The sequence below is a fragment of the Spectribacter hydrogenoxidans genome, assembly GCF_031846275.1.
Taxonomy (GTDB): Bacteria; Pseudomonadota; Gammaproteobacteria; order Nevskiales; family Salinisphaeraceae; genus Spectribacter; species Spectribacter hydrogenoxidans.
In genome coordinates this window covers 1-24,930 of record NZ_JAVRIB010000003.1, presented here as the reverse complement: position 1 = coordinate 24,930, position 24,930 = coordinate 1, and the positions used below count along the sequence as shown (strand labels likewise).

The 24,930-nt window shown below is 63.0% G+C and carries 21 protein-coding genes and 2 pseudogenes; 17 read left to right on the top strand and 6 right to left on the bottom strand.

Going from position 1 to position 24,930, the window contains the following annotated elements:
- Nucleotides 1-9: 9 nt before the first annotated feature.
- A complete protein-coding gene (locus RM532_RS03250; RefSeq protein ID WP_311651703.1) occupies nucleotides 10-975 on the bottom strand; it encodes a PaaX family transcriptional regulator in 966 nt (321 codons plus the stop codon).
- Between the two features lie 204 nt (nucleotides 976-1,179).
- On the opposite strand from RM532_RS03250, the gene paaA reads away from it, so the two are divergent.
- The 13 genes from paaA to RM532_RS03185 all read left to right on the top strand — a co-directional run bounded on the left by paaA (nucleotide 1,180) and on the right by RM532_RS03185 (nucleotide 19,640).
- A complete protein-coding gene (gene paaA, locus RM532_RS03245; protein WP_311651702.1) occupies nucleotides 1,180-2,211 on the top strand; it encodes a 1,2-phenylacetyl-CoA epoxidase subunit PaaA in 1,032 nt (343 codons plus the stop codon).
- Nucleotides 2,212-2,218: 7 nt separating this feature from the next.
- Nucleotides 2,219-2,503 (top strand): 1,2-phenylacetyl-CoA epoxidase subunit PaaB, encoded by a 285-nt coding sequence (gene paaB / locus RM532_RS03240; protein WP_349255261.1) that lies wholly within the window; start codon nucleotides 2,219-2,221, stop codon nucleotides 2,501-2,503.
- An 8-nt stretch (nucleotides 2,504-2,511) separates the two neighbouring features.
- Nucleotides 2,512-3,267, top strand: coding sequence for a 1,2-phenylacetyl-CoA epoxidase subunit PaaC (gene paaC, locus RM532_RS03235; protein ID WP_311651699.1), 756 nt, complete (start codon nucleotides 2,512-2,514; stop codon nucleotides 3,265-3,267).
- A gap of 5 nt (nucleotides 3,268-3,272) precedes the next feature.
- On the top strand, nucleotides 3,273-3,791 hold the full coding sequence (paaD, locus tag RM532_RS03230) for a 1,2-phenylacetyl-CoA epoxidase subunit PaaD (RefSeq protein WP_349255260.1): 519 nt from the start codon (nucleotides 3,273-3,275) through the stop codon (nucleotides 3,789-3,791).
- Nucleotides 3,791-4,879 carry a 1,2-phenylacetyl-CoA epoxidase subunit PaaE gene (paaE, locus tag RM532_RS03225; protein ID WP_311651697.1) on the top strand — a complete coding sequence of 363 codons (1,089 nt, stop codon included), beginning with the start codon at nucleotides 3,791-3,793 and terminating at the stop codon, nucleotides 4,877-4,879. Before paaD ends, paaE begins: the two co-directional genes overlap by 1 nt.
- A gap of 2 nt (nucleotides 4,880-4,881) precedes the next feature.
- Entirely contained in the window at nucleotides 4,882-6,912 is a 2,031-nt protein-coding gene (paaZ, locus tag RM532_RS03220; RefSeq protein WP_311651696.1) for a phenylacetic acid degradation bifunctional protein PaaZ, read from the top strand.
- 26 nt (nucleotides 6,913-6,938) lie between these two features.
- A complete protein-coding gene (paaG, locus tag RM532_RS03215; RefSeq protein WP_311651695.1) occupies nucleotides 6,939-7,730 on the top strand; it encodes a 2-(1,2-epoxy-1,2-dihydrophenyl)acetyl-CoA isomerase PaaG in 792 nt (263 codons plus the stop codon).
- Entirely contained in the window at nucleotides 7,720-8,154 is a 435-nt protein-coding gene (gene paaI / locus RM532_RS03210) for a hydroxyphenylacetyl-CoA thioesterase PaaI (RefSeq protein ID WP_311651694.1), read from the top strand. Before paaG ends, paaI begins: the two co-directional genes overlap by 11 nt.
- 49 nt (nucleotides 8,155-8,203) lie before the next feature.
- Nucleotides 8,204-9,508 (top strand): phenylacetate--CoA ligase PaaK, encoded by a 1,305-nt coding sequence (gene paaK / locus RM532_RS03205; RefSeq protein ID WP_311651693.1) that lies wholly within the window; start codon nucleotides 8,204-8,206, stop codon nucleotides 9,506-9,508.
- A gap of 23 nt (nucleotides 9,509-9,531) precedes the next feature.
- On the top strand, nucleotides 9,532-10,737 hold the full coding sequence (gene pcaF, locus RM532_RS03200; protein ID WP_311651692.1) for a 3-oxoadipyl-CoA thiolase: 1,206 nt from the start codon (nucleotides 9,532-9,534) through the stop codon (nucleotides 10,735-10,737).
- Between the two features lie 21 nt (nucleotides 10,738-10,758).
- Nucleotides 10,759-11,535, top strand: a complete 777-nt coding sequence (locus tag RM532_RS03195; RefSeq protein WP_311651691.1) for an enoyl-CoA hydratase-related protein — start codon at nucleotides 10,759-10,761, stop codon at nucleotides 11,533-11,535.
- Between the two features lie 40 nt (nucleotides 11,536-11,575).
- Nucleotides 11,576-13,123, top strand: a complete 1,548-nt coding sequence (gene paaH / locus RM532_RS03190) for a 3-hydroxyacyl-CoA dehydrogenase PaaH (protein ID WP_311651690.1) — start codon at nucleotides 11,576-11,578, stop codon at nucleotides 13,121-13,123.
- Between the two features lie 1,057 nt (nucleotides 13,124-14,180).
- Nucleotides 14,181-19,640 (top strand): site-specific integrase, encoded by a 5,460-nt coding sequence (locus RM532_RS03185; RefSeq protein ID WP_311651689.1) that lies wholly within the window; start codon nucleotides 14,181-14,183, stop codon nucleotides 19,638-19,640.
- 92 nt (nucleotides 19,641-19,732) lie between these two features.
- Here the strand turns inward: RM532_RS03185 and RM532_RS03180 are convergent.
- Nucleotides 19,733-19,894: pseudogene (locus RM532_RS03180) on the bottom strand (winged helix-turn-helix transcriptional regulator); the annotation flags it as partial.
- On the opposite strand from RM532_RS03180, the gene RM532_RS03175 reads away from it, so the two are divergent.
- From RM532_RS03175 to RM532_RS03165, 3 genes are all read left to right on the top strand, one after another.
- Nucleotides 19,885-20,226 (top strand): DUF7008 domain-containing protein, encoded by a 342-nt coding sequence (locus tag RM532_RS03175; protein WP_311651688.1) that lies wholly within the window; start codon nucleotides 19,885-19,887, stop codon nucleotides 20,224-20,226. The pseudogene RM532_RS03180 and the gene RM532_RS03175 overlap by 10 nt on opposite strands.
- A 17-nt stretch (nucleotides 20,227-20,243) precedes the next feature.
- Complete coding sequence (locus tag RM532_RS03170) at nucleotides 20,244-20,957, top strand: hypothetical protein (RefSeq protein WP_311651687.1); 714 nt, start codon at nucleotides 20,244-20,246, stop codon at nucleotides 20,955-20,957.
- A gap of 255 nt (nucleotides 20,958-21,212) precedes the next feature.
- Entirely contained in the window at nucleotides 21,213-21,692 is a 480-nt protein-coding gene (locus RM532_RS03165) for a hypothetical protein (protein ID WP_311651686.1), read from the top strand.
- A gap of 32 nt (nucleotides 21,693-21,724) precedes the next feature.
- Here RM532_RS03165 and RM532_RS03160 read toward each other — a convergent pair whose 3' ends face one another.
- The gene (locus tag RM532_RS03160; protein ID WP_311651685.1) at nucleotides 21,725-22,045 is read right to left on the bottom strand and encodes a hypothetical protein; all 321 of its coding nucleotides are present in this window, start codon (nucleotides 22,043-22,045) and stop codon (nucleotides 21,725-21,727) included.
- 75 nt (nucleotides 22,046-22,120) lie between these two features.
- On the opposite strand from RM532_RS03160, the pseudogene RM532_RS03155 reads away from it, so the two are divergent.
- Nucleotides 22,121-22,327, top strand: a pseudogene (locus tag RM532_RS03155) (transposase); the annotation flags it as partial.
- 93 nt (nucleotides 22,328-22,420) lie between these two features.
- On the opposite strand, the gene RM532_RS03150 reads toward RM532_RS03155, so the two are convergent.
- From RM532_RS03150 to RM532_RS03140, 3 genes are all read right to left on the bottom strand, one after another.
- Nucleotides 22,421-22,765, bottom strand: coding sequence for a hypothetical protein (locus tag RM532_RS03150; protein ID WP_311651683.1), 345 nt, complete (start codon nucleotides 22,763-22,765; stop codon nucleotides 22,421-22,423).
- Nucleotides 22,766-23,064: 299 nt separating this feature from the next.
- Entirely contained in the window at nucleotides 23,065-23,679 is a 615-nt protein-coding gene (locus RM532_RS03145; protein WP_311651682.1) for a class GN sortase, read from the bottom strand.
- On the bottom strand, nucleotides 23,673-24,930 hold a 1,258-nt coding region (locus RM532_RS03140; RefSeq protein ID WP_311651681.1), incomplete at its 5' end, for a VWA domain-containing protein. The genes RM532_RS03140 and RM532_RS03145, both read right to left, overlap by 7 nt.

Sequence of the window (24,930 nt, the reverse complement as noted above, 5' to 3'; positions counted from 1 at the left end):
CCTGGCCTGTTATTCATTAGCTCTGCTCTGCGAGCCGACGCGATCCCGGTCGCGTAACCCCCCGAATCGCTCGAAGAACTCCCGGTCCAGTTCGGCTGCGGGTTCCCCGGCCTCTGCCCTGACGGCTTCAATATACTCGTCGGCGCCTGCCCAAGCACGCAGGTACAGCGAGCGGCAGGTCTCATAGGCTCTCAGTCCGGCCCAGTCGGACGGGAACAACGACGAAGGCAGGCGCGGCGCATGGAGTGATGCCCGCCGGAACAAATGAATGGCCAGTAACCGAGTCTGGAAATACTGCGCCGGCCGACTATCGCCGCGGTCGTCCTCGAGGACTGGCAGCCAGTTCGAAAAGTGGCTTTCGAAGTCGAGGTAACGGCTTTCCGCGTCTTCCAGGTCCCAGAAATCGCTGATGCCGTCCCGCAATGTGCGAAGCGTCGGTGCATCAATCGACTCGGACACGAACACGAAGACCTTCTGTTCCAGTTCCAGCTCCGAGAGGATCTCCGCCATGGTTTCTCTCGAGCCCAGCGGGTGAACGAACAATCCCGACGCGATCATGCTGTAGCCCTCCCAGTCGAGGAGCTGTCGCAGGCGTGATCGTTGCCAGCCCTGCAGGGAGCCGGGCGGCGCGAAGGCGACAAGCCACTGTCCATGCCACTGATCGAGCGGGGGCTCGTAGAACCGGCGCCGTGCCTGAAGAATTCTTGCCCGACCCGTCCTGGTCAGATGGTAACGGCTGCGGCGGCCATGCCGCTCGGCATCAAGCCAACCTTCCTGTGTCAGCCGCTGCAGGCTCGTTCTCACGGAACGTTCGTTGACGTCGAACGGCGCCATCAGGTTGATGAGTGTCCCCACCCAGAACGAACCGCCACGCGGTTCGATCACATCCCCTAGCAGCGACACGATCAGCGACTTCGCGCGCGGTCGGGCGCGGTGCACAAGGTCGTCGATATGCCGTTGTAGCGATTGGTTCATGGCAGATGCGGGGCGTCGGGCAGTGATCGTTCGTCGGACGAGACTCTGAAATCTCCCAGGATAGGCAAGCGATAACAATGCGTTAAAAAATGATACGGAAATATTATTGACAACATAAAAACGGTATCATAATGTCCGTGGCGTAGCACGCATCCGGGCCTGACCGCCCGGATGCCATGCGGGATCATTCCGGAGGTGTGGCACATGTATGCACAGAACGTTGATACCGGCGTGAACAGGCTCCGGGCCCGAGATGAGCTGTCCGCCGAGGAGCAGGCCTTCCAGGACCGGGTCGATCAGGATATCCGCATCGAGCCGAAGGACTGGATGCCGGCGGGCTATCGCAAGACGCTCATTCGGCAGATTTCCCAGCATGCCCACTCCGAAATCATCGGCCAGCTGCCGGAGGGCAACTGGATCACCCGGGCACCATCCCTGCGCCGCAAGCTGATTCTGCTGGCCAAGGTGCAGGACGAGGCCGGGCACGGGCTTTATCTCTACAGCGCGGCGGAGACCCTCGGGGCATCGCGGGAAGACATGATTGCCGATCTGCTGTCCGGCAAGGCCAAGTACTCGAGCATCTTCAATTATCCCACCCTGACCTGGGCCGACATCGGCGCCATTGGTTGGCTGGTCGACGGGGCGGCGATCATCAACCAGGTGCCGATCTGCCGTTGTTCCTATGGTCCCTATGCGCGGGCCATGGTCCGCGTCTGCAAGGAAGAGAGTTTTCATCAGCGCCAGGGCTTCGACATCATGATGGTGCTGAGCCGGGGCACCGAGGCGCAGAGGGCAATGGCCCAGGACGCCCTGAATCGATGGTGGTGGCCGTCGGTCATGATGCACGGCCCCCGCGACGAGGATTCGGTGAACAGCGCACAGTCCATGCAGTGGCGCATCAAGCTGTTCTCCAACGATGAACTGCGTCAGAAATTCATTGATGAAGCCGCCGAGCAGGCCAGCTATCTGGGTCTGGACATTCCCGACCCGGATCTCACGTGGAATCCGGACCGGGGCCACTATGACTACGGTGAGCCGAACTGGGGCGAATTCTGGGCGGTGCTGAAAGGTAACGGCCCCTGCAACCGCGAGCGACTCGAGGCCCGGCGGTCGGCGCACAACGGCGGCGCCTGGGTGCGTGATGCCGCGGTTGCCTATGCCGAGAAGCGCCAGGCGCGCCATGAGTCTGTTTCAACGGCCTTTGATCGGGCGCCCAAGTCGGCCGTCGCGGCGTGAGGGCGCGATCATGAAAGAGTGGCCGCTCTGGGAAGTCTTCGTGCGTAGCCAGCACGGCCTGGCGCACAAGCACGTCGGCAGTCTGCACGCCGTGGATGCCGAGATGGCGATTCAGAATGCGCGTGACGTGTACACGCGCCGCAACGAGGGCGTGAGTATCTGGGCGGTTCGAGCCGCCGACATCGCCGCCTCGAGTCCGGACGACAAGGATGCCCTCTACGACCCCTCGCGCTCCAAGGTCTACCGGCATCCGACGTTCTATCCGATGCCGGACGACGTCAAGAATATTTGAGCATGCCGATGACGGTCAGCGACGCAACCTTCGACTTCATGCTCCGTGTCGGCGACAGCTGCCTGATCCTCGGGCAGCGGCTTTCTGCGCTGTGCGGTCATGGCCCGTCCCTGGAAGAGGATATCGCGACCACCAACGTGGCACTGGACCTGATCGGGCAGGCGCAGAACTGGTTGGCCCATGCCGGGGCGATGGAAGGGAAGGGGCGCGACCCGGATAGTCTTGCCTACTTCCGGGACGCCCATCAGTTCCGCAACCTGGTACTGGTCGAGCAGCCCAACGGCCACTTCGGCGACACCATGGCCCGGCAGTTCTATTTCGATGTCTGGCATTACCTGTTGCTGGCGCAGCTGACCGAATCCTCGGATCAGACGGTGGCCGACATCGCCGGCAAATCGATCAAGGAGGTGCGCTATCACGTCGAGCGCAGCTGCGACTGGGTGGTTCGGCTCGGTGACGGCACGTCGGAAAGCCACGAGAAGATGCAGGCAGCGCTCGAGCGCCAGTGGTCGTATGTAGGTGAATTGTTCGAGGCCGGTCCGGATCATGCGCTGCTGGTCGAGGCCGGTATTGCGCCCGAATTATCAGCACTGCAGGAACCCTGGTCGCGTCATGTCGGCGAGGTGATGACGGAGGCGACCCTGTCGGTACCCGACCGACCACAGTCCCGATGGGGTACCGCCGGTCAGCACAGCGAACACCTGAGCTGCCTGCTTGCCGAGATGCAGGGGCTGCGCCGCGCGCATCCGAATGCCGAGTGGTGACCGGCATGGTGACAACCAAGCAACGCCCGCCAACGGAGGCGGAAGTCTGGTCGCGACTTGAAGCGGTGATGGATCCCGAGATTCCGGTGATCTCGGTCGTGGATCTGGGGATTATTCGTGATGTTGCCTGGGGTGAGGGCGAGCTGACGGTGGTGGTCACGCCGACCTATTCGGGTTGCCCCGCGATTCAGGTGATCGAGGAAAGCATCAGCGATGCGGTCCGTGATCTCGGCGTCGAGAATTTTCGCCTGGAAACGCGCCTGTCGCCGGCCTGGACCACCGACTGGCTGAGCGAGCGCGGCCGCGAACGGCTGAGGGATTACGGCATTGCGCCGCCGGCCTGCCGCGCGGAGCAGGTCATCGACATCAGCCGAATCATGCACCGGCGCGAAAAGGTTATTGCGTGTTCGCACTGCGGGTCTTCGGCCACCGAGCCTGTCAGTCAGTTCGGCTCGACGCCCTGCAAGGCGCTCTATCGGTGTCAGGCGTGCCTGGAGCCCTTCGACTACTTCAAGGAACACTGATGCATCAGTTCCGATGCCTCCAGGTTGGTTCGGTCGAGCGCCAGACACGCGATGCCGTGGTCGTGACCCTTGACGTGCCGGTGTCCCTGCAAGACGAATTCCAGTACCTGCAGGGGCAGCATCTGACCCTGCGCCGCGAATTCGAGGGCGAGGAGGTCCGCCGGAGCTACTCCATATGCTCGGCCGTGCAGGACAACACGCTCCGGGTTGCGGTCAAGCGGGTCCACGGCGGTCTGTTCTCCAACTGGGTAAATGATGAACTGTCGCCGGGGATGGACCTCGACGTGATGCCGCCATCGGGCAGGTTCCGTGTCGATCTTGCCGAGTCAAACGCCAGGCACTACGTCGCCTTCGTTGCCGGCAGCGGGATTACGCCGATTCTTTCCATCATCAAGACCACGCTTATAGCCGAGCCCGAGAGTCGTTTCACGCTCTTCTACGGCAACCGGGCGGCGAGTTCAGTGCTGTTCAAGGAAGAACTGGAAGACCTCAAGGACCGTTACATCGAGCGCTTCCGGCTTGTCTTCATTCTGAGTCGGGAGCAGATGGACATCGATCTGTTCAACGGCCGCATCGACCGGGAGCGTGTCGATGCGCTGATGGGGCTCTGGCTCGATCCGGGGGATATCGACACGGCCTTCGTCTGCGGGCCTCTCGACATGATGAACGACGTCAGCGAGGCATTGCAGGCCCACGGCGTGCCCAAGACGGACATCAAGATGGAACTGTTTGCCACCAGTGCGCAGGATGCCGCTCGTCGTCAATCGCACAACGAGTCGGCGCAGCAAAGCTTGGTGGACGGCGAAAGCCAGATTGATGTGATTCTTGACGGCCGCAAGCGAGTCTTCTCCGCTGAACGGGGTCGTTACAATCTGATCGACGCGGCACTCGTACAGTCGGTGGAATTGCCTTACTCCTGCAAGGCGGGGGTCTGTTCCACCTGTCGCTGCAAGGTGGTCGAAGGCGAGGTGGACATGAATGCCGCCTTCGCCCTGGAGGATTACGAGATAGAGCGCGGATTCGTGCTGGCCTGCCAGAGTTATCCGGTCAGCGATCGTGTTGTTCTGGATTTCGATCAAGAGACCTGAAAATGAAGCTACACAGTTACGCCCAGGGGCAGTGGCAGTCCGGCGGGGGAGGAACTACGACGCTGTTGAGCGCGGTCTCCGGCAAACCGGTTGCGGACATTGCCCGGGGCGGTCTGGATTACGCCGGGATGCTGGCCTACGCCCGGGATACGGGTGGCCCCAACCTCCGCGCCTGCACGTTCCATCAGCGGGCGATCATGCTCAAGGCACTGGCCAAGCACCTCAGTCAGCACAAGGACGAGTTCTACACGTTGTCGACGGAAACCGGCGCCACGCGGGTGGACTCGATGGTCGACATCGATGGCGGCATCGGCACCCTGTTCGCCTACAGCGGCAAGGGGCGCCGCGAACTGCCGAACGGGCACGCCGTCATCGATGGCGAGATGGAACCGCTGTCCCGTGGTGGCAGCTTCATCGGGCAACACGTTTGGGTGCCGCTCGAGGGCGCCGCGGTTCACATCAACGCGTTCAATTTTCCCTGCTGGGGAATGCTGGAAAAACTGGCGGCGAATCTTCTCGCCGGCATGCCCGCCATCATCAAGCCGGCGAGTCAGACTGCCTATCTGACGGAACTGATGTTCCGCCGCATGATCGAGTCGGAACTGCTCCCGGCCGGCGCGGTGCAGCTTATCTGTGGCGGTGTCGGCGATTTGCTCGATCACGTCACCGGGCAGGACGTGGTGACGTTCACCGGCTCCGCCGAGACCGGCCGGAAATTGCGTTGTCACCCGTCGATCGTCAACAACGCCACGCGCTTTTCGATGGAGGCGGACTCGCTCAACTGCAGCATCCTGGGTCCGGACGCGGTGCCGGGGACGCCGGAATTCGATTTCTACATCAAGGAAGTCGTCCGCGAGATGACGGTCAAGGCGGGCCAGAAGTGCACCGCCATTCGCCGGGTCATGGTGCCCGAGTCGCTGGTGGCGCCGGTCATTGATGCCCTGAGCAAGCGCATTGAAGACAAGGTTGTTCTGGGGCACCCCGGCGACGAGGGTGTAACACTGGGCGCCCTGTCCAGTCTGGATCAGCGGCAGGAAGTGCGTGAGCGAGTCAAGGATCTGCTGGGGGCCGCGGAACTGGTTTATGGCAATCCGGATCGATGCGATCCACGTGGCGCGGATGGCGATGCCGGTGCCTTCATGTCCCCGCTGATTCTGCATTGCGCGTCGCCCGTTGCCGGCAGCCCGGTTCACGATGTGGAAGCCTTCGGGCCGGTGTCCACCGTGATGCCGTACAAGTCCGCGGCGGACGCGGCGAATCTGGCCAGGCTCGGGCAGGGCAGTCTGGTGGGCTCGATCTTTACCGCCGATACGGATTTTGCCCGCGAGGTCGTGATGGGATCGGCCTCGCACCATGGCCGCTTGCTGGTGGTGGATCGAACCTGCGCGAAAGAGTCGACCGGGCACGGATCCCCGATGCCGACGCTGGTCCATGGCGGCCCCGGACGGGCCGGGGGCGGCGAAGAACTGGGCGGCGTGCGCGGCGTTTTCCATTACATGCAGCGCACCGCATTACAGGGATCACCGGACATGCTGTCCGCGATTACCGGGCGATGGATGCCCGGCGCGTCGCGCCGCGAGGGCGAGCATCCGTTCCGGAAGGATTTCGACAGCCTGCGGATCGGGGATTCGGTCAAGGCGGGGCCCAGAGCGATCACGATCGAGGATATCGAGCATTTTGCCGAGTTCACCGGCGACACCTTCTACGCCCACATGGACGAGGAAGCGGCGAAAGCCAATCCCTTCTTCGACGGCCGTGTGGCGCACGGGTACTACATCGTGTCGCTGGCCGCCGGTCTGTTCGTGGCGCCCGAGCCGGGCCCGGTTCTTGCCAACTACGGCGTCGACAATCTTCGTTTCATGACGCCCGCCTATCCGGGTGATGAACTCAGCGTCACACTCACCTGCAAGGAGAAGAATCTCCGCGAGGGTGCCGGCTATGGCGAGGTGCGATGGGATACGGTTGTGACCAATCAGGATGGCGAGCCGGTGGCCCAGTACGACGTTCTCACGATGGTCGCGACGGCGGCCTGAGTCACTCACCGCGGGGGGAGACAACAATGACGTCCGATGTGGTGCTTCTGGATATCGACGGACCGGTTGCGCGAATCACGCTGAACCGGCCCGAGAAGCTCAACAGTTTCAACGTCGAGCTGCACGAGGCATTGGCGTCTGCGCTGTCGACGGTCGCGTCCGACGAGAACCTCCGGGTTCTGTTGTTGACGGGGGCCGGTCGCGGATTCTGTGCCGGCCAGGATCTCGGCGACAGGCACGTGGCACCGGGCGAGGCGCCACCGGATCTCGGTGCCTCGGTGGAGAAATACTATGCGCCGCTGGTACGCCGTATACGTTCCCTGCCAATGCCGGTGGTCTGCGCGGTCAACGGGACCGCCGCCGGCGCCGGCGCCAATCTGGCACTGGCCTGCGATCTGGTGGTTGCCACGGCATCGGCCAAGTTCATGGAGCCGTTCTGCAAGCTCGGGCTGATTCCGGATACCGGCGGTAGCTATTTTCTCCCGCGCCTGGTCGGCACGGCCCGGGCGATGGGCCTGGCGATGCTGGGCGACGTCCTGTCCGCCGACCAGGCCGCCGATTGGGGGCTGATCTGGAAATCGATCCCGGATGACGCGTTCATCGAGGAGGTCGAACGTCTGGTGAGTCATCTGGCCGCGGCACCCACCCGCGGGCTGGCGGAGACCAAGCGGCTGATCTACCGCAGCGCCGATAACACGCTCGACGCCCAGCTGGATCTCGAGCGCGACACCATGCGCGAGCTGGGTCGCAGTCACGACTATCGTGAAGGGGTCGCGGCCTTCGTCGAGAAAAGAACGCCCGACTTCCATGGCAACTGACCCGGATCGCGACGGACTCGCCGCCCGCGTGGTAGCCGCCATGTATGCGCGGGACGCCGCCAGCCAGGCATTCGGCATGTCGATCCGGGAGGTTTGCGCGGCTCGTGTATGCGTGAGCATGACAGTGCGTGCCGACATGACCCAGGCGGTGGGGACATGCCATGGCGGCGTGATCTTTTCGCTGGCGGACTCGGCATTCGCGTTCGCCTGCAACCGTTTCAACGAAAAGACCGTGGCGGCCGGCTGCGGTATCGAGTTCCTGCATCCGGCCGGGGTTGGCGACGTGCTCACCGCCGAGGCGGTGGAGCAGGCCGCCATGGGGCGGAGCGGTATCTACGACGTACGGGTTACCAACCAGAACGGGGAAACCATTGCGTTGTTTCGGGGAAAGTCCCGTCGTATCAGCGGGAGCACGATCGAATAAGCAGCCCGTCGCCGGCATGCCGGTAAACGGACCAGGAGGAGAGACAACAATGACCACCGATCACGGGCGTCCGGAATCGATCGAAACGGCAAGTCGTGACGAGTTGTCGGCACTGCAGCTCGAGCGACTCAAGGCGACGCTGCAGCGTGCTTATCACAATGTGCCGCATTATCGGAAAGCGTTCGACGAGGCGGGCGTCCGGCCGGACGATGTCGGGGACTTGTCCGATCTTGCCCGTTTTCCGTTTCTCACCAAGCAGGACCTGCGGGATGCCTACCCGTTCGGTCTGTTCGCCGTGCCGCGCGAACAGGTGGTACGCATCCATGCCTCCAGTGGCACCACCGGCAAGCCCACGGTGGTGGGTTATACCGCGAACGACATCGATACCTGGTCAAACCTGGTTGCCCGCTCGATTCGCGCCGCGGGCGGGAAGCCCGGCGACATCGTCCACATTGCCTATGGTTACGGCCTGTTCACCGGCGGGCTGGGTGCCCACTATGGCGCCGCGCGGCTTGGCTGCACCGTGGTGCCGATGTCCGGCGGGCAGACCGAAAAGCAGGTTCAGTTGATCCGGGACTTCCAGCCCCGCGTGATCATGGTGACACCCTCTTACATGCTGAACCTGGTCGACGAGTTCCATCGCCAGGGCATGGACCCCAGGGAGAGTTCGCTGCAGATCGGCATCTTCGGCGCCGAGCCCTGGACCAACGCGATGCGGCACGAAATCGAGGCCGCCTGCGGGATCGATGCGGTGGATATCTATGGTCTATCGGAAGTGATGGGGCCGGGTGTCGCCAGTGAATGCGTCGAGACCAAGGACGGCCCCGTGATCTGGGAAGATCATTTCTATCCGGAAATCATCGATCCGGTCACGGGCGCGGTGCTGCCGGACGGCGAGGAAGGGGAGCTGGTCTTCACGTCCCTGAGCAAGGAAGCATTCCCGGTGATCCGCTATCGCACGCGGGATCTGACGCGGCTGCTGCCGCCGACGGCCCGGTCGATGCGCCGTATCCAGAAAATCACCGGCCGGTCGGACGACATGCTGATCATCCGGGGCGTCAATGTCTTTCCTTCCCAGATCGAGGAGCTGATCTGCAAGCAGGCGGAGTTGTCGCCCCACTACGTGATCGAGGTATCGCGTCAGGACAAGATGGATCGCATCAAGGTGCTGGTGGAACCGCGAGGTGGGCTGCCGCTATCCGATGACGCCGCGGCAACCTCGGCCGGGCAACTCAAGCACAATATCAAGAGTTACATCGGCACCAGCGCGGATATCGAGATCGCCGCTTGCGGGTCAATCGAGCGCTCGGTGGGCAAGGCCAGGCGCGTGATCGACAAACGCCGGATCGCCTGATCACTGCAACGTAACGAGACCTCATGAACGACGCGTACATTTGTGATGCCGTGCGGACGGCTTTCGGCCGCTTCGGCGGTTCGCTGGCCACGGTTCGGGCCGATGATCTGGCAGCGATACCGATCAGGGCGCTGATGGCGCGTCACTCGGGTGTCGACTGGTCCCGGCTCGACGATGTCCTCTACGGGTCTGCGAATCAGGCGGGGGAAGACAATCGCAATGTGGCGCGAATGGCAGCGCTGTTGGCGGGGCTGCCGATGGACGTGCCCGGGAGCACGGTGAATCGCCTGTGCGGGTCCAGTCTCGACACCATCGCGACCGCCGCCCGCGCGATCAAGTGCGGGGAAATGCATCTCGTGATTGCCGGCGGCGTGGAAAGCATGACGCGGGCGCCGCTGGTTATGCCCAAGGCGGAAACCGCGTATTCCCGCAACGCTGAGATGTACGACACCACGATCGGATGGCGCTTCGTCAATCCGACGCTCAAGGCGCAGTACGGGATCGACTCGATGCCGGAAACCGCCGAGAATGTGGCTGACGATTTTCAGGTCAGTCGCGCGGATCAGGACGCGTTCGCCGTCCGCAGCCAGCAGCGCTGGGCGAAAGCGGATGAGGCGGGGTTTTTCGCTCGGGAGATCGTGCCGGTCGACGTGCCCCGCCGGAAAGCCGATCCGCTGCGCTTCGAACGCGATGAACATCCCCGTCCCGATGCCGATATCGATGCGCTGGCGAAACTCCGACCCATCGTGCGGCCCGATGGCAGCGTGACCGCTGGCAACGCCTCCGGTATCAACGATGGTGCCGGTGCCGCGCTGATTGCCAGCCGTACGGCGGTCGATGCGTACGGCCTGACGCCGAGAGCCCGTATCGTGTCCGCCGCCGTTGCCGGGGTGGAACCGCGCATCATGGGCATGGGGCCGGCGCCGGCGTCGCGCAAGGCACTTGCCCTGGCCGGACTGTCGATCGAGGACATGGATGTGATCGAACTCAACGAGGCGTTCTCGGCGCAGGCACTGGCGGTGTTGCGGGACCTGGGCGTCGCCGATGACGCCGAGCACGTGAATCCCAACGGCGGCGCCATCGCCATCGGGCATCCGCTCGGCGCCTCGGGCGTCCGTCTGGCGACCACTGCGCTGAATTATCTGGAAACCGGCGGGGGCCGCTACGGCTTGTGCACCATGTGTATCGGCGTCGGTCAGGGCATTGCCCTGGTGATCGAACGTGTCTGACCCACAACGCCCGTGATCGACATGACATACGACGACATCGACGTCACCCGGCCGGCCGAACGTGTCTGCCATATCCGCATAAATCGGCCGGAGGTGCGTAACGCACTGCGTACGCAGACGCTGACGGAAATCGCCGACGCCCTGGCCGTCGCGGCCGCCGACGAGACGGTGGGCGCCGTGGTGATATCCGGTGACAGCAAGGCCTTTGCGGCCGGCGCGGACATTCGCGAAATGGCGAGTCTCGGGGCGGTCGGGGTCTGGCGTAGCGGGCGCCCGGCGCAGTGGCAGCGCATCGCCGATTTCGAAAAGCCGCTGATCGGGGCCGTGAACGGCTATTGCCTGGGCGGCGGCTGCGAGCTGGCACTGGCCTGCGATCTTCTGATTGCCGGCGAGGATGCCGTGTTCGGCCAGCCCGAGATCAAGCTCGGCATTCTGCCGGGCGCGGGCGGCACCCAGCGTTTGATCCGGGCGGTGGGCAAGGCATTTGCCATGCAGATGGTGCTCTCCGGCATGCGGGTAGACGCGGCCACCGCCGAGCGCCGGGGACTGGTGGCCGAAACGGTGCCGGCCGACAAGGCATTGCCGCGGGCGCTGGAAGTCGCCGCGGATATCGCCGGCAATGCGCCGCTGGCCCTGGCGGCGGCCAAGAAGGCGCTGAATCAGGCGTTCGAGACGCCACTGAGCGCGGGTCTCGACTTTGAGCGCCAGTGCCTGGCGCTGCTGTCCGCCTCCGAGGATCGCAACGAGGGGATTGCGGCCTTCCTCGAGAAACGCAAACCGGTCTTCCGGGGGCGGTGATGGAAGACGCTTCGAGTTTCCCATTGCATGAGGTAGGGCGGTGAGCAAGGCGTTGGCAGCGGATCGAACGGTGGCGGTGATTGGCGCCGGGACCATGGGGGCGGGTATTGCCCAGGTGGCGGCCCAGGCGGGCCACCCGGTGCGCCTGTTCGATGCCGTCGACGGGGCCGTGGCTCGTGGTATTGAGGGGGTGGCGGCCCAGCTTGACGGCCGGGTCGCGAAAGGCAAGCTCGACGCCGCCGCACGCGATGCCATCCTGAACCGTCTGCAGCCGGCGGCCTCGCTGGCCGATCTGGGCGATGCCAGCCTGGTGATCGAGGCCATCGTCGAGGATGTGTCGGTCAAGCAGCAGGTTTTCGGTGAGCTTGAAGGGCTGTGTGGCGCCGACACGATTCTGGCCACCAACACCTCCTCGCTGTCGGTGACGGCCATCGCCGCCGGCCTGACGCGCCCGCAGAACCTGGTCGGCATGCATTTCTTCAATCCGGCGCCGGTGCTAAAGCTGGTCGAAATCGTTTCCGGTCTGGCCACGAATCCGGCCGTGGCCGACACCGTATTCTCCACCGCCGAAGCCTGGGGCAAGGTGCCGGTCCATGCCCGCAACACCCCGGGTTTCATCGTCAATCGGGTGGCCCGGCCGTTCTATGCCGAAACCCTCAATCTGCTCGAGCAGCAGGTGGCCGACGCGGCCACGCTCGACGCGCTGATGCGCGAATGCGGCGGCTTTCGCATGGGGCCATGTCAGCTGATGGACCTGATCGGCCAGGATGTGAACGCCAGGGTTACTACCACCGTGTTCCACGCCTTCCACGGCGATGCCCGGTACCGGCCGTCGCTGGTGCAACGGGAACTGGTCGACGCCGGCCGGCTGGGGCGCAAGAGCGGTCTGGGCTTCTACGGCTACGGCGAGGACGCCGGCTTACCGTCCCCGCAATCAGCGGATCCGCGCCCCGCGCCGGAGTCGGTCACCATCATCACCAGCGGCGGCGAGCAGGGCCTGCTTGCGCCTCTGGCCGAGCGCCTGCGCACCGCCGGCGTCACGATTGCGCTGATCGATGGTGGCGGCGAAACTATCGAGGTGGCCGGGGCAACCCTGCTGCTGTCCGACGGCCGTTTGGCCACTGAACGGGCGGTGACTGAGGGGCTGGACAATCTGGTCGTCTTCGACCTGGCCCTGGATTACGGCAGTGCCAGCCGCATCGCGCTGGCAGCCGCGGATACTACCGCCGATATCTCCCGCGCCGCCGCCGCGGCCGTATTCCAGGCCGCGGGTCTGGCCGTGAGCTGGCTGGATGATGCGCCGGGTCTGTTGGTCTTGCGTACCGCCGTGATGCTGGCCAACGAAGGTGCCAACGCCGTTCACGAAGGTATTGCCGATGCCCGTAGCGTGGACGACGCCATGTGCTTCGGCGTCAATTACCCGATCGGCCCGCTGACCTGGGCGGATCGGCTCGGGTCGGCGTTCGTCCTGCGGGTGCTGAATCATCTCCAGGCCGCCCATGGCGACGACCGTTACCGTCCGTCATTGCGTCTGCGGCGTCTGGCTGCATGCGATGGACGATTTCATGAGGGCGCCGAATCCAGCTGATGCAGGTCGAGGCATGGCCAGGCCTTGCCTGATTCGGCTATACGACATCCGCCCGGCCGAGCCCTAACCCATTATTCCTCGGTTTATTTTCCGCTACCGGTTGCGCGGGGTCGGGCCGATGTTTATAATTCTCGCTCACCGGTTGCGGGGTGGAGCAGTCTGGCAGCTCGTCGCTCATAAGCCGAACTGGGTAGTAAGCAGTAATTGGCGGCAGTTGGTTTAAGTCGGCGTAAATGCTCTTAGTAAAAGCAAAAAAACCGACAAGGCCTTTTTCGATCGTGATCTAGTTAACCCGATCTACCCCGCTTGACACGTTCCTATTGAGGCGGTGAAAGTCTACGATAGGTTGACCGTCGGGCAGCAGCTAGATGCTGCAAAACCTACCAAACAGTCTTCGCTTTGAGCTCGCGCCGCATCTCAGGTGCCGGAGTGGCAGGCGCATCGAGGTCGCCCAGTTGCACGATCTGCTCTGCGGCGAACCATACCGCAAGCGCCGTGGTCCTCAGAAACGCGCCTTCCTTCTTTGCGGCCTATCTGTCCAAGTAGCATCACGTCTGCTCGCGGATCTAGATCTCAACCCGGCTCTCCCCGCGGCGAAGCGCTGGACCCGACGTCTGGTACCCGGCAATTTTCGCGTTTCGGCCCGAAGCATGGCATGGGCCGAGTCGGGTCCGTTGGCTATTCATCCGCTACCCGCAACGCGGTCATTCGTGCATAGCTTGCCCGAATCTTTGGTTTGGTCGGCCTTGGAGTGGGCGCCGCCGGTGGTGACACCACCTGATCGGGCTGGTCATCGACGTGTCCTTGCCAATCACACCACGGCGCTGATTGCCCGCCTACTGCTCGCGGATCAGACCGTGTGGGTCCGGGTCCTCGCCAAACGTACTGCGCATCAGCGGACGCTGGCTGAAATGTGTCAGGCGATCGATTACGTCATGCGCCCGTTGTTCGACGCGAACCGGCGTCGAACGGCCATCGCGGCTGGCAAACTCCCGGATGCCCAATTGCTATCGGGGTATAGCCGTGCGTGGAGTGCCCGGCTGATCGAGAGGGCTTCGTGAACAAGCGGCTCGATCGGCTGACCGACCATGTGGGCTGTTCGAAAAGTGCGCTGGTAGACGCCCTGTATGTGCTGCGCGCGCCCAGGACGTTAACTGCCGTTATCCCCCTGGCCCGCGAGTTCAGGGATTGGCGCCGACACCACCCGGAGCTGGCGAGCCTGCCGGACCAGACCGACGACGCCAGTCGACTGAGTCTGCTGGACGCTATTGCTGACTTGGTGATCGAGGACGAAGAGCTCACGGGGGCGAGCCTGGCTCGCTACAGGAACCCTTGGACCCCCTTGCGGCCCCTGACCGGTGATTCGGTTATCGGTGAGCTGTTGCTCACACAACCGGCGAAAGGCGTGGACTCCCCCGCCTACACAAGGCTGGCGGCGTGGCTGTTGTGGCAGGCACAGCGATTTCATGTGGCCCACACCACTCATCAGCAGTATGCGGACTATCTGTTGGCAAGCAGCCAGGAACTTCGGAAACAGCGCCATGGTTCGCGTTTGTACAACAGCTTCCTGGCGCTGCGCCATCTCACTGATTCGAGCAACGAAACACAGCTGCGTGACCTGGCGGCTTGCGGTCTCGAACTGAATGCCGACCGCAGTTTGGCGTTGACCCTGTTTGCGCGCCTGAACCGCGTGTCCGGTGGTAAGGAGCGTAGCCGGTTACACCGATACGCGGTCGATAAACTCGGTGTTGATGAGACGGCCCTGGATACAGAGGCCGCGCGAATTGGTGCGTTACTGCCTCAGCCGATGGCGTTGTTGCTGACAACCGTCTGGGGTAAGCACTTGGATCTGCGGGCCGGGGTCACCCGCCGCTCGGGAGGGGGTAGTGGCGGTCGGCAAATTGGACGCCCGCGGATTATCCGTGGGGCGCGTCTGACCGAGCTCCACAACCGTGCCGATGAGGACGAGGTCCATGCCGGCACCGTGGTTGATTTCCTGGAACGATCCGACGACGCCACCTACGAGGACGCGGACCGCGATCCCGCGGATGACGACCCGGAGGAGGAGGACCAGGCCGAGCCCGCGTTTTCCCTGTTTTTGGCTGACCGTGACGACCTGATCAACGGCTATTACGCGGCCAAAGGAATGCAGAACGCCATCGAGTACAAGAATGCGCAGCTTCCCTGGGATCGGTCGACCCTGTCGCGGTCTGCGTTGCAGACGGTTCTGGCACTGATCGCCGACACGACTGCTGGCGGTGATCGGCTCACACATTGTGCGCGCCTGGCCATAGGGCTGAGCCTGCTAACCGGGCGCGCTCTGATGGAAGTCGCCCGTCCTTTCATTGTCGAGGGCGGGGGCAGGGCGGACGCTGACAACCCGATCGTGATCAGCCTGCAATATCACCGCCTGTCCATCCGCGCGGGCCAGCCGAAGTTGCGCAACAAACCCGCCTCGTCGCCGTTCTGCAAGCCGATCGATCAGGTCCTCACATTGCCCTTGCCGGCGGGTTGGCAACCTTTGGTTGCTGCGATCGGTCCGGGCCAGGCCAAACAGGGGCAGGCGATTGCGACCCGCGCCCGCGCATACCTCAATGGCTTACCGGCTACCTTGAAGGTCACGGAAAAGGGGGTACGCCACGCCTTGGTGCGGGCACTCGGGGAGCAGTCGCGCGGTGATCTGGGTTTGCAGAAACTCATCACCGATGGTTCGGAAGCCAACGCCCAGAACGTGATCCACTACGCCAGTTACGATGTCGCCCGCGCCGAGCACTGGTGGCGTGCAGCGGCCGAGACGCTGGTGGGCTCGCTGCCCGCCGGCAGGAGCGCGGCCGCGCCGAAGCCGTATGCCGGGGCCGTGCATGCCTTCGACACCGCCAGTCTCAGAGCCTACTTCGCCGAGATTCAGCAGCGGCTTCATACTGCCGAGGCCAACGGCGAGTGGTACCGGGTTTTCAATTTGCTCGTGTTGTACCTGTCGTACTGGTTGGGACTGGGCACCGCCGGACGCAAGACACGGGAGCCGGTGCCGAGCGTCCTGCTCGCCGGCGACTGGGCGCTGGTGGCCGACAAGCGTCGCCCCGATGGATCCACTGATCGGTTGGTTCCCCTCACGGAAAGCTTACGGGAGCAGATTCGTGCGTATGTCGCCTTCGCAGACGCCGTATCGTTGCAGTCCCCCGCACTGAATCCTGTTGTAACCGCCGATGGCGGCATGGCAATCCGGCTCCAGTACATCCATGTCAGCAAAGGGGCTGTGCCGTTTCAGCCCAAGTATCAGGAGGAAGACGAACAGCTCACGCCGCTGCCGTCGAACTGGGGGAGAAAACTGGTGCGCTCGGAGACGACCGGACTGGCGGGGCGGTTCCGTGACGCGGGAATGGGGCACTGGGCGCGGGGGCGCCACGCTTGGCATGTTACGAGCACGCTGGACACCGGTGGGTTTCGCCGGGCGTGGCTCACCGTGCAGGCGACACTGGAACACGAGCTCGGTTTCACGGTGATTCGGCCAGCAGGCGTGGATACTGACGCCCAGCGGCTGCCCGGGCAGCGACCCGTTGCGTCCGCCGGAAAGAGTGCCTCGAAACCGGCGCCGTCACCGGCCAAGACCATCGATGTCGAGCCCATCCTGCGAGAGGCTGACGAGGATAAGCTGGACCGGCTTGTCGACCCGAATCGGGACTGCCCGCGCGAAATCGCGTTGGAACTGGTGCGCAAGGCGGTGGGCCGATACCAGGGCACCACGGAAGACCAGCGTGAAATCGCCGAAGCCGCCTGCGCCTTTGTGCGCCAAAAACGGCGTATCCCGCTGTTCGCTATGCGGCCGCGCCCACTGTTCGCCAACAGGTTCTTGCTGAATGCCGCTGGCTTGCGGACGCTGGCGTATCTCCAGAAATCGGTATTGCCTGCCTTTCACCGGGACTTGGCACAACTACCTTCGCGGTTTGCACCGACGAACGAATCCGAGCAACTGCGCCGCAACCGTGTCGAGTTGGGTCGCCTGGTAATGATCGGCATCTGGCGGCTGGGCCTGACCCGCTGGGCGCTGCTGGAGGCATGGCTACAGGCCCTGCGTGCGGGCAGTCCCATTCTGGCGGTGGGCGAGCTGCGCGTGATGATCTTTCCGGTAACCAGTGAGACCAGCCGGGAACCGATGCGGCGCACGGTGTTGCTCGACGTTTTCTCGGCGGCCTATCTCACGATCGAGCGGGAAACCATTCGCAACCAGCTGTTACCACCGCTGTCCCCGGAGAACCGGGAATCCGGGCCCAAGAACCGACGCACTCGTGTCCAGACCGCAATGAACACCTATCTGCGGGCCATCGGGGCGGGGCGTTTCGAAGTCACTGTAGCAGCCATGACCGAAGCCGCAGTGCAGTGGCTGATGTGCGAGACGGCCCCGGTGATCGCGGCCTACGCCCGCGGGGCGGTATTCAGTGAGGATATCGATGACCGGGAACTGCGCCGCCTAGCGGGCCTAGCGCCCCGCGCCACTCCGCAAGCCGGCGAAGAGCAGGCGCTGCCGGTATTCAAGGAACTCGACCTCGGTGCCACCGACCTACCGGCCGATGTAGCTCCGCCGGTTCTACGCGCCCTGGTGCACCACAAGGGTCGTCTCAAATCGGAGTGGCAGCGCCTGATCCGCAAGTATCAACCGGCATCTGCCACCGAGCATTTGCTTTGTAACTTCGCTCTCTGGTTACTGGAACGCTCCCGGGGCAAGGGCGGGGCGCGCTTCGGAGCGCATGAAAAGCGCTATTACGTGAGCCGCGTGAAAATCGTGGCCTACGCGGTGCTCGGCCATACGATCGGGACCTCCGGGGTGATCGACGACAGCACGCTCGCCGCACTGGCGGAGGTCGGCCGCGAGCACTTTCCCGAAAAGGTCCAGCACGGTGCATGGTTTCAGTTTCACGCTTTTCTGGCTGATGAACAGGCCGATCATGCCGGCTTCACGATCGGGCGGCTGGGGCAACCGCCGGAGAGATCGGTATCGGCGAAAATCCTGGGGCAGCACGAACTCACCGCCCTGGCGTCGACCATCCCGTCAGCCAAATCCGGGATCGGCAATTCGGCCTTGCGGATTGCCGCGGCCCGACATGTCGAGCTGATGGCCACGTATGGTATGCGCCGTTCCGAAAGTGTTGGCCTGCGCGGCGTCGATTGGCAGCAGGACTTGATGCGTGTCCAGGCTTACGACGATCATGGCCTGAAAACCGCTTGGGCGGAAAGGGTGTTGCCCGCTGCCTTTGCCGAGCCGCAAACCCGAGGGTGGCTGAACGACGCGGGGCAAGCGAACCAGGGCCGGTTGATCGATCCTGATGCAAGCGGACCGGTCAACCCGGACAATTTCCACGACGCCATCAACCGCCTGATCAAGCAGGTTACGCAGGACAACAGCCTCGGTTCGCATCACCTACGGCATACGTTGGGCAGCCGCCTCGCACTCACGCTGTTGCACGATACCGCGTGCCTGGGTGGCGTAGCCGACGAGCTGCCCTGGGTTCAGGACCTGATCATCGACGAGAAGCGCATCAGCGGATTGCTGGGCAACGAGGGTGACGCCGGCCAGGGTCTGCGTGCCGTGGCGGCGCTGCTGGGCCATTCGCACCCGACCACGACGATCCGCCATTACGTGCATACGCTCTGTATCGCCTTGTACGGCGCGCTCAAGGCGCGGGATACGCTCGACATAACCAGGAGCTTTGAGAACCGCATCGCCAGCCGGGCGAGCGTGCAGCGCTGGGTGGCAACGGCTCGGGATAACGCGGTGCACACGGCGGATGGTGATGCCCGGCGCCATGAGATCAATCGGCTCCTCCGGGACCGGATCGAACGCAAATGCGCCGATGCCGGCATTGAGCGCGATGAAACGCCCCTGCCGGCCAACCCAGCCGCCGTGGACACGGAAACGTCATCTTCGGCGACCGGCGACGCCATTAATTTCGATGAGCTCGAAGCCATCGACCGGTCACTGCGGGACGGGCAGTTACTGCGACAAGCCGCGGTGGTGGGAGTCTCGAAGCGGGGCCTGGAGGGTTTGGCTTCGGTACCCACAGGCAAAGCCGGCTCCAGCGTGCCTCGCCACCCTTTGGAGCAAACGCAGCCAGGTGTTTGGCTGCCGCCGCGCCTGGCCGCTGGAACGGCCACCCACGCGGCGGCCACATTGTGCGAATGGCTGGCCGCGTTGAAGGCCAACCGCCCGGATGACTATGCGTGGCTGCTCGACAAATGGATTCATGCCAGTGAACGTGAGCGCGGCCGCATGCAGCTCGACGGGCCGGGCGAAGTCGAACGGGCGCGTGGACTGACGGACCCTGAGCGGGTCAACATCCAGGTCGATCAGGCGCCGGTCGCTAAACAACGTCAGACAACTAAGGTCTCTGCCGCATGGCGAATGCGCATCAAGTGCCTCGATACTTGGCGCCAGCCGATCACGCGCGACACGCTAGCGATCCGCTGGGTAATGTCACATGTTGCGGCGCAATGGATTGGCGCGGTGGCCACCAGCGAATAAGCTCGGTGTGCATCGCGGCTAAGGCCGGTCCGACACCGACAGCGCGCCCGGAAACAGCCGCGCCTCGAGAGTTCGGTCTCGCTCAGCCCCGTCGGCCAGCCAATGCCCTGGGCCGCGGCCAGGCTGACGTATTTGGCTACCGCGCCCTTGGACAGCCCAACCGCCCGGGCGATCTTGGCGTGAGACAAGCCCGCCTGCCACTTCAGACGCAGGACCTCGTGGATCTTTCGCATGGGAACCCTCGGTGTCGGCATACTTTGTCTCCCGCTTGGCAAAAAGCGACGAGGTATGCCGGAAAAACCTCCAGGCTTCCAGCGCGTTGGCGGCTATTCCGGACAAACCCCCGGAATCGGTCACGATCACTCGGAATACGCAGCTCCCCCGCCTGATTCCATTACTCGCCGCCATCCACGAACAACTCCCGTGGGTACGCCAATGGCACAACGATATCGACCCAGCCATGGACGTTCGCCCCGGTAACTACTTCACTAGCTGGATCGACCAACAACTGAACCACCAAGGCTGGATCACCGAGACTGTGGCAGGCTGGCAACCTGAGAGCACCACACGCCGGCAACATGCCTGAGTCGTTAATTTGCGACTATGGAAGATCTTGAGCCGAACAACTCTGACCGTTTTGTGTCATACACAAGACTTGTCGGGGCGATTGCAAGCGTATGTGCGCCGGGCTTGGCACCGGTCGCTGCTGAAGTCGTGGCAAACGCAATACCGAACCAGCGGTTCGACCGAGTAGTTCGGCAAATGCAGCAGATGCAGCATGAGATCGACGTACTCAAGCACGAGAAATCCGTACTTGAGGCGAATCTCGCTAGCCAGCAAGGACGAGCCCTACTCGAAGAAGGTTTGGTGCAAACCGCTAACGAAACCGACGAAGAGGTGCGGAAGTTTATCGGCTCCCTGCTGGCCCGCTCCATGACTGAAGAAGAGCTGGATTATTACCGCACGCAGAAAATCCTTCGGATCCTCGACGAGTTGATACACCCCGAGTTGATCTGGTTGATTTATAGTGCGACCCGTTCGAAAAAGCCGCTAAGCCCGGAAAGCGCAGACACGAAATTACCCGATAAAGATGAATTTGAGCGCCGGCACAGCAACATACTGAAAGGCGACCGATATACACTGATTGGTCGGCAAAAGGAAATGGACACCGACGCGCTTGCGCGGAGTTACAAGAACAAGCTTTTAAGACTGGATCTGATTGCCGAAACGAAGCGCGGCGGTGAAGGTTACTACCAGGTTACCGATCTAGGTTACCTTGTTGTCCGCTATATTTTATCGCCGCTTTCCGGCTGGTAATGATCCACGCGCGTGCTCGGCCTAGCCCTGACAGGTGGCAACGGATCAGGCGTCGGCAGGCTGCCTGGGGCTAGCCGATCTGCGCCATCCTGCCGCCGTGTCCTTTGTGGTAGCGGGCGTTTGACTTCGGGATGGCGCGATATCATCGTTCGAAGCGAATAGCGCCTCGGGACGCACTGCCTCCATCCTTCGTGAGGTTCTGGAACTCGGGGGTTTTTTCGCTTCCGCAGCATACAATTATCAGTCGAAGAAGTGATGGCAGAACTCATCATCAACCTGTGGGCCATTTACGATGGGGGAACCGGGCTCGTCTATGGCCTGGCCGGGCGCGCCTATAACGTTGATGGGGACGACGAGCAGAAACTGACGCTGCTCAGGGCGCTGGCGCGCACGGATCATGTGACGGCCAAGCGCTATGAATTGCCGGCTCGGCTTACGGTGTCATTCGCTGACGGGACGGAGCGAGCGCGGGTGACAACGTTGCGCGCCGTCATGGATTCCAAGTCCGGCCTGTTCGAGGATATGTTTGCGAACATCGAAAACGAACTGCCGCCGCTGACGGATTTTCGGGGAGAGGAAGTCGCGTCAATCAAACAAAAGATCCCGAGTGACCCGTTATGCGTGGTTACGACGCTGTACGAGGACGAAAACGGCAATATCACGCCCGTCGTGACGGACGAGGACAGAGCGTGGGTGCGTCAGCAGGAAAGGCTACGCGGCCGGGAATATACGTAGCCACTGCTAATCCGTCTCGGTGGCTAACCGGATTAGTACTCCCAATCCAAGCGCTCAGCATCCTCGTCGTGACGCTGAGCATCGCGTTCATAATCTTCCGCGAGGTGATCCAGGGCCTTCGCAGTATGCGGATGCTCGTAGGTTATAGTCTTTGCCCAAGCTCGGTATTTGGTAGCCTCATCACGTTCCAAGTTACCGCCGTCGCCGGGCATCCGCGTGGTAACGCCGCGTCGATCGAAGGTTCCGATAATGAAACCTTCGATCATGCGGTTGCTGCGAAATAGATCCAGCGCATCCCGCACTGCTTCCGCCGGCCAGTTACCGTCTGCGCCAACCGGGGACGCGGACAACATGTTTCCGATCCGGCCGTCGGCAACTTGAATCGCCCCGGGTTCCTCTGAGGCTCCAACTCTTGAGAGACTGGAGCCATGAAACAAAGCAAACGTTATTTCCCGGAAGTCCGCGGGCGAGCGGTCCGAATGGTGTTCGAGCACTAGGACGAGTACGCCTCGCAGTGGACGGGGATCGGCTCGATTGTAGGCAAGTTCGGCTGTACGGCCGAGACGCTGCGCAACTGGGTTCGGCAGGCCGAGCGCCATCGCGGCCTGCGCGATGGCCAGAGCACGGAAGAACGCATTAACCTTTTCTCAACCGCCCGCGGAAAACGCGGTAGAACCCCCTTCCTCGTTGCTTGGTAAGGCCTCGGCGCATATCCGCTGTGTTGATATTCAGGTAGGAGGACAATCCCAGATAGCAATGCAGTTAGGTATATCGCCGATGAAGCGTATTGATTCACCTGTTTCTCGGCTTAGATGGCTGCATTTCAGTTTCACCATTTGCATAATGTCGTAACCTAAGAGGTCGTTTAGCCGTTCCGATTCGCCGCTCGCAGAAAGCTCTGTTGAGAAAATATAGTCCTGAATTATCTGCATGGTTGGGCGGTGGCGCAGTATCAAGGCAACAAAAAAATATCCTTCCGGATCCCATGTTTCGTGAAAGAAGATCGCATCTTTGTGGTGACGACGAATTGTCTCTTTCCAAATGGCTTCGGGTATTGGTTGGTCGAGATTCATGAATACGCTCCATTTACGTTGCCACAGTTGCGTGGACTACATGGCTGCATTCCTACCCGACAAGTCGGAGGCAAATTTGATTAGGAGGATATGCCTGATCATGACGCGGTCGACTTAAGCCGGACATCATATGGTCCAAAGAGGCGTAACAGCGTTATGTCGTTACGAGTGGGTGTAATGCCCTAGTAACGAAAGTTACCGTTTTGGTTTCGTTGTACGATACGTACAGCAATACAGAACCCGCCGGCGGTAATCGGTCGGAGTGCGTATACCATCCATTGGCCAATGCAGTGCTTCTCTCAATTTGCGCTTTGACTTCGTAAGGTGTGGACGAGATATCGCCGCGGCGTAGGCGCCTGGTTACCAAAAGGAAAGCACGTCACCAGTGCAAGCCGCGATTCCCCGGCCGCTTGCCGAATCGAAAAAGCATCCCAGCGCACCACCTCTGTTCCCACCACTTCGTACTCCGTGAATCCGTCGCGCCGAGTTTCGAGGCTGATCCTGTCGCCAGGTTCGAGATTCCGAAGAAACCGGAAGTGCGTATCCCGATGGGCTGTCAGGACGGTGGTGCCGGGCTGACCCGGCGCTGCCGTGCCCGGCAGCACCGTCGGCCCGAAGGCCATCGCCTCGCCTGAGCCACCGCTCAGTACGATCTGATCCACGCCCAGGCGGGGCACTCGCAGGCGGGCGACCGGCGCCATATCCGCCCACGGCCAGGGCTTCTGCGCGGTACCGGTGGTCTGCGATGCCTCGAAGGCCGAGTTCAGCAGGAACTGGGCGACCACCGCCTTGGCCGGGATGACCGCTGCCTGGGCGGCCATCCACATTCCCAGCGCGGCGACGACGATCAGCAGGACCCGGACGAGAAACCGCATCCTCGGTTGCGGCTGGTGTTGTGTCGTCACACTCAGCATGACTTGTCCTCCGGACGGACCCGGCGACGGGTCAATGTGAGACCGGCAAGCGCGAGCAGTGTAAGCAGCAGCGCCGTATGCAACGGCCCAGCGAAATTCATTGCCGTCTGCGGCAGCGGAATCGCCGTGCGTGCGCCATCGATGCCGGCCAGCTGCGTCCCGCCATCCGGTGCGATGTATTCCTGCCGGTCGCGTCCGAACAGTCCCTCGAAATCCCAGCCTGCTGGAAGATTGATGGGCAGATCACTCTCGGTCAGTGGCGCCCCGTCCGGCCGGCTCGGCGTGTCATCCACCGCGACCAGGCTTGTCCGCCGGGTGACAATGCCGAAGCGCATGCCCAGGGCCTCGGTCCGCGCATCGGCTGCCGCCGTGTCGAGCCGTCCCAGCAGGCGATCGGCCTCGATGGCTTCGATGTGCCGCCGCGCCCAGCGTTTGGCCACGGCCGTGCTGGGCTGGGCATGGGCGAGCTTCATGGTGGCCTGCCAGGGCTGACCACCGCGCCGGCCGCGAAGTGTCAGGGTCCCGGTGAGCTCGTCGGCCCGACCCAGCAACACGATCGGTTCGCCCGCATGGACATCGGGCAGGGCGTGGGGCGTCAGGCGCAGCCCGGCATCACTGGTCTCCACCGCCAGGTCGGTGAGCACCGGACGGCGCAGACGCTCGAGCAGCGCCGTCATCCCTGCCTCGACATCCGCCGGCCGGCTGATATACGTGAAGCTGCCACGACCCAGACTCGCCATGCGGGTCATCAGGTAGCTGTTCGGGGCCGAGCCGATCCCCACCGGAAACACCCGGGTGGTGCCGGCATGCCGGCCCACCATGGCCAGGATCTCGGCTTCGTTCGAGATCGCCCCGTCGGTGAGGAATATCACCTGCCGCAGGCGGCTCTCATCCTCGACCGCCGTCGACAGGGCCGCCTCGACCGCCGATAGCATCTGCGTTCCGCCGCCGGCCTCCAGCGATCGGGCATAGCGCCGGGCAATATCGAGATTGGCCGGTGTGGCCGCCACACCGGACTCGAACAGCCGGGTGGTGGTGTCATTGAAGCGGATCACATTGAAGCGGTCCCCGGGCGCCAGCGTGTCCGGCGCCTTCACCAGGCTGGCGCGCGCCTGGCGCATCGACTCGCCGCCCATCGACCCGCTGTTGTCGATCACGAAGACGAGCTCGCGCGGGATCGATGGCGTTTCCGGCAGAACCGAGGACGGGGTGATCGTGGCCATCAGGTAGTCCGCGTCGTCCACCCGCTGA

Bases quoted from the DNA above. Each gene is read 5' to 3' on its own strand.
- RM532_RS03250 (WP_311651703.1), bottom strand. From the start codon at position 975: ATGAACCAATCGCTACAACGGCATATCGACGACCTTGTGCACCGCGCC.
- paaA (WP_311651702.1), top strand. From the start codon at position 1,180: ATGTATGCACAGAACGTTGATACCGGCGTGAACAGGCTCCGGGCCCGA.
- paaC (WP_311651699.1), top strand. From the start codon at position 2,512: ATGACGGTCAGCGACGCAACCTTCGACTTCATGCTCCGTGTCGGCGAC.
- paaD (WP_349255260.1), top strand. From the start codon at position 3,273: ATGGTGACAACCAAGCAACGCCCGCCAACGGAGGCGGAAGTCTGGTCG.
- paaE (WP_311651697.1), top strand. From the start codon at position 3,791: ATGCATCAGTTCCGATGCCTCCAGGTTGGTTCGGTCGAGCGCCAGACA.
- paaZ (WP_311651696.1), top strand. From the start codon at position 4,882: ATGAAGCTACACAGTTACGCCCAGGGGCAGTGGCAGTCCGGCGGGGGA.
- paaG (WP_311651695.1), top strand. From the start codon at position 6,939: ATGACGTCCGATGTGGTGCTTCTGGATATCGACGGACCGGTTGCGCGA.
- paaI (WP_311651694.1), top strand. From the start codon at position 7,720: ATGGCAACTGACCCGGATCGCGACGGACTCGCCGCCCGCGTGGTAGCC.
- paaK (WP_311651693.1), top strand. From the start codon at position 8,204: ATGACCACCGATCACGGGCGTCCGGAATCGATCGAAACGGCAAGTCGT.
- pcaF (WP_311651692.1), top strand. From the start codon at position 9,532: ATGAACGACGCGTACATTTGTGATGCCGTGCGGACGGCTTTCGGCCGC.
- RM532_RS03195 (WP_311651691.1), top strand. From the start codon at position 10,759: ATGACATACGACGACATCGACGTCACCCGGCCGGCCGAACGTGTCTGC.
- RM532_RS03170 (WP_311651687.1), top strand. From the start codon at position 20,244: ATGGAAGATCTTGAGCCGAACAACTCTGACCGTTTTGTGTCATACACA.
- RM532_RS03165 (WP_311651686.1), top strand. From the start codon at position 21,213: ATGGCAGAACTCATCATCAACCTGTGGGCCATTTACGATGGGGGAACC.
- RM532_RS03160 (WP_311651685.1), bottom strand. From the start codon at position 22,045: ATGTTGTCCGCGTCCCCGGTTGGCGCAGACGGTAACTGGCCGGCGGAA.
- RM532_RS03150 (WP_311651683.1), bottom strand. From the start codon at position 22,765: ATGAATCTCGACCAACCAATACCCGAAGCCATTTGGAAAGAGACAATT.
- RM532_RS03145 (WP_311651682.1), bottom strand. From the start codon at position 23,679: ATGCTGAGTGTGACGACACAACACCAGCCGCAACCGAGGATGCGGTTT.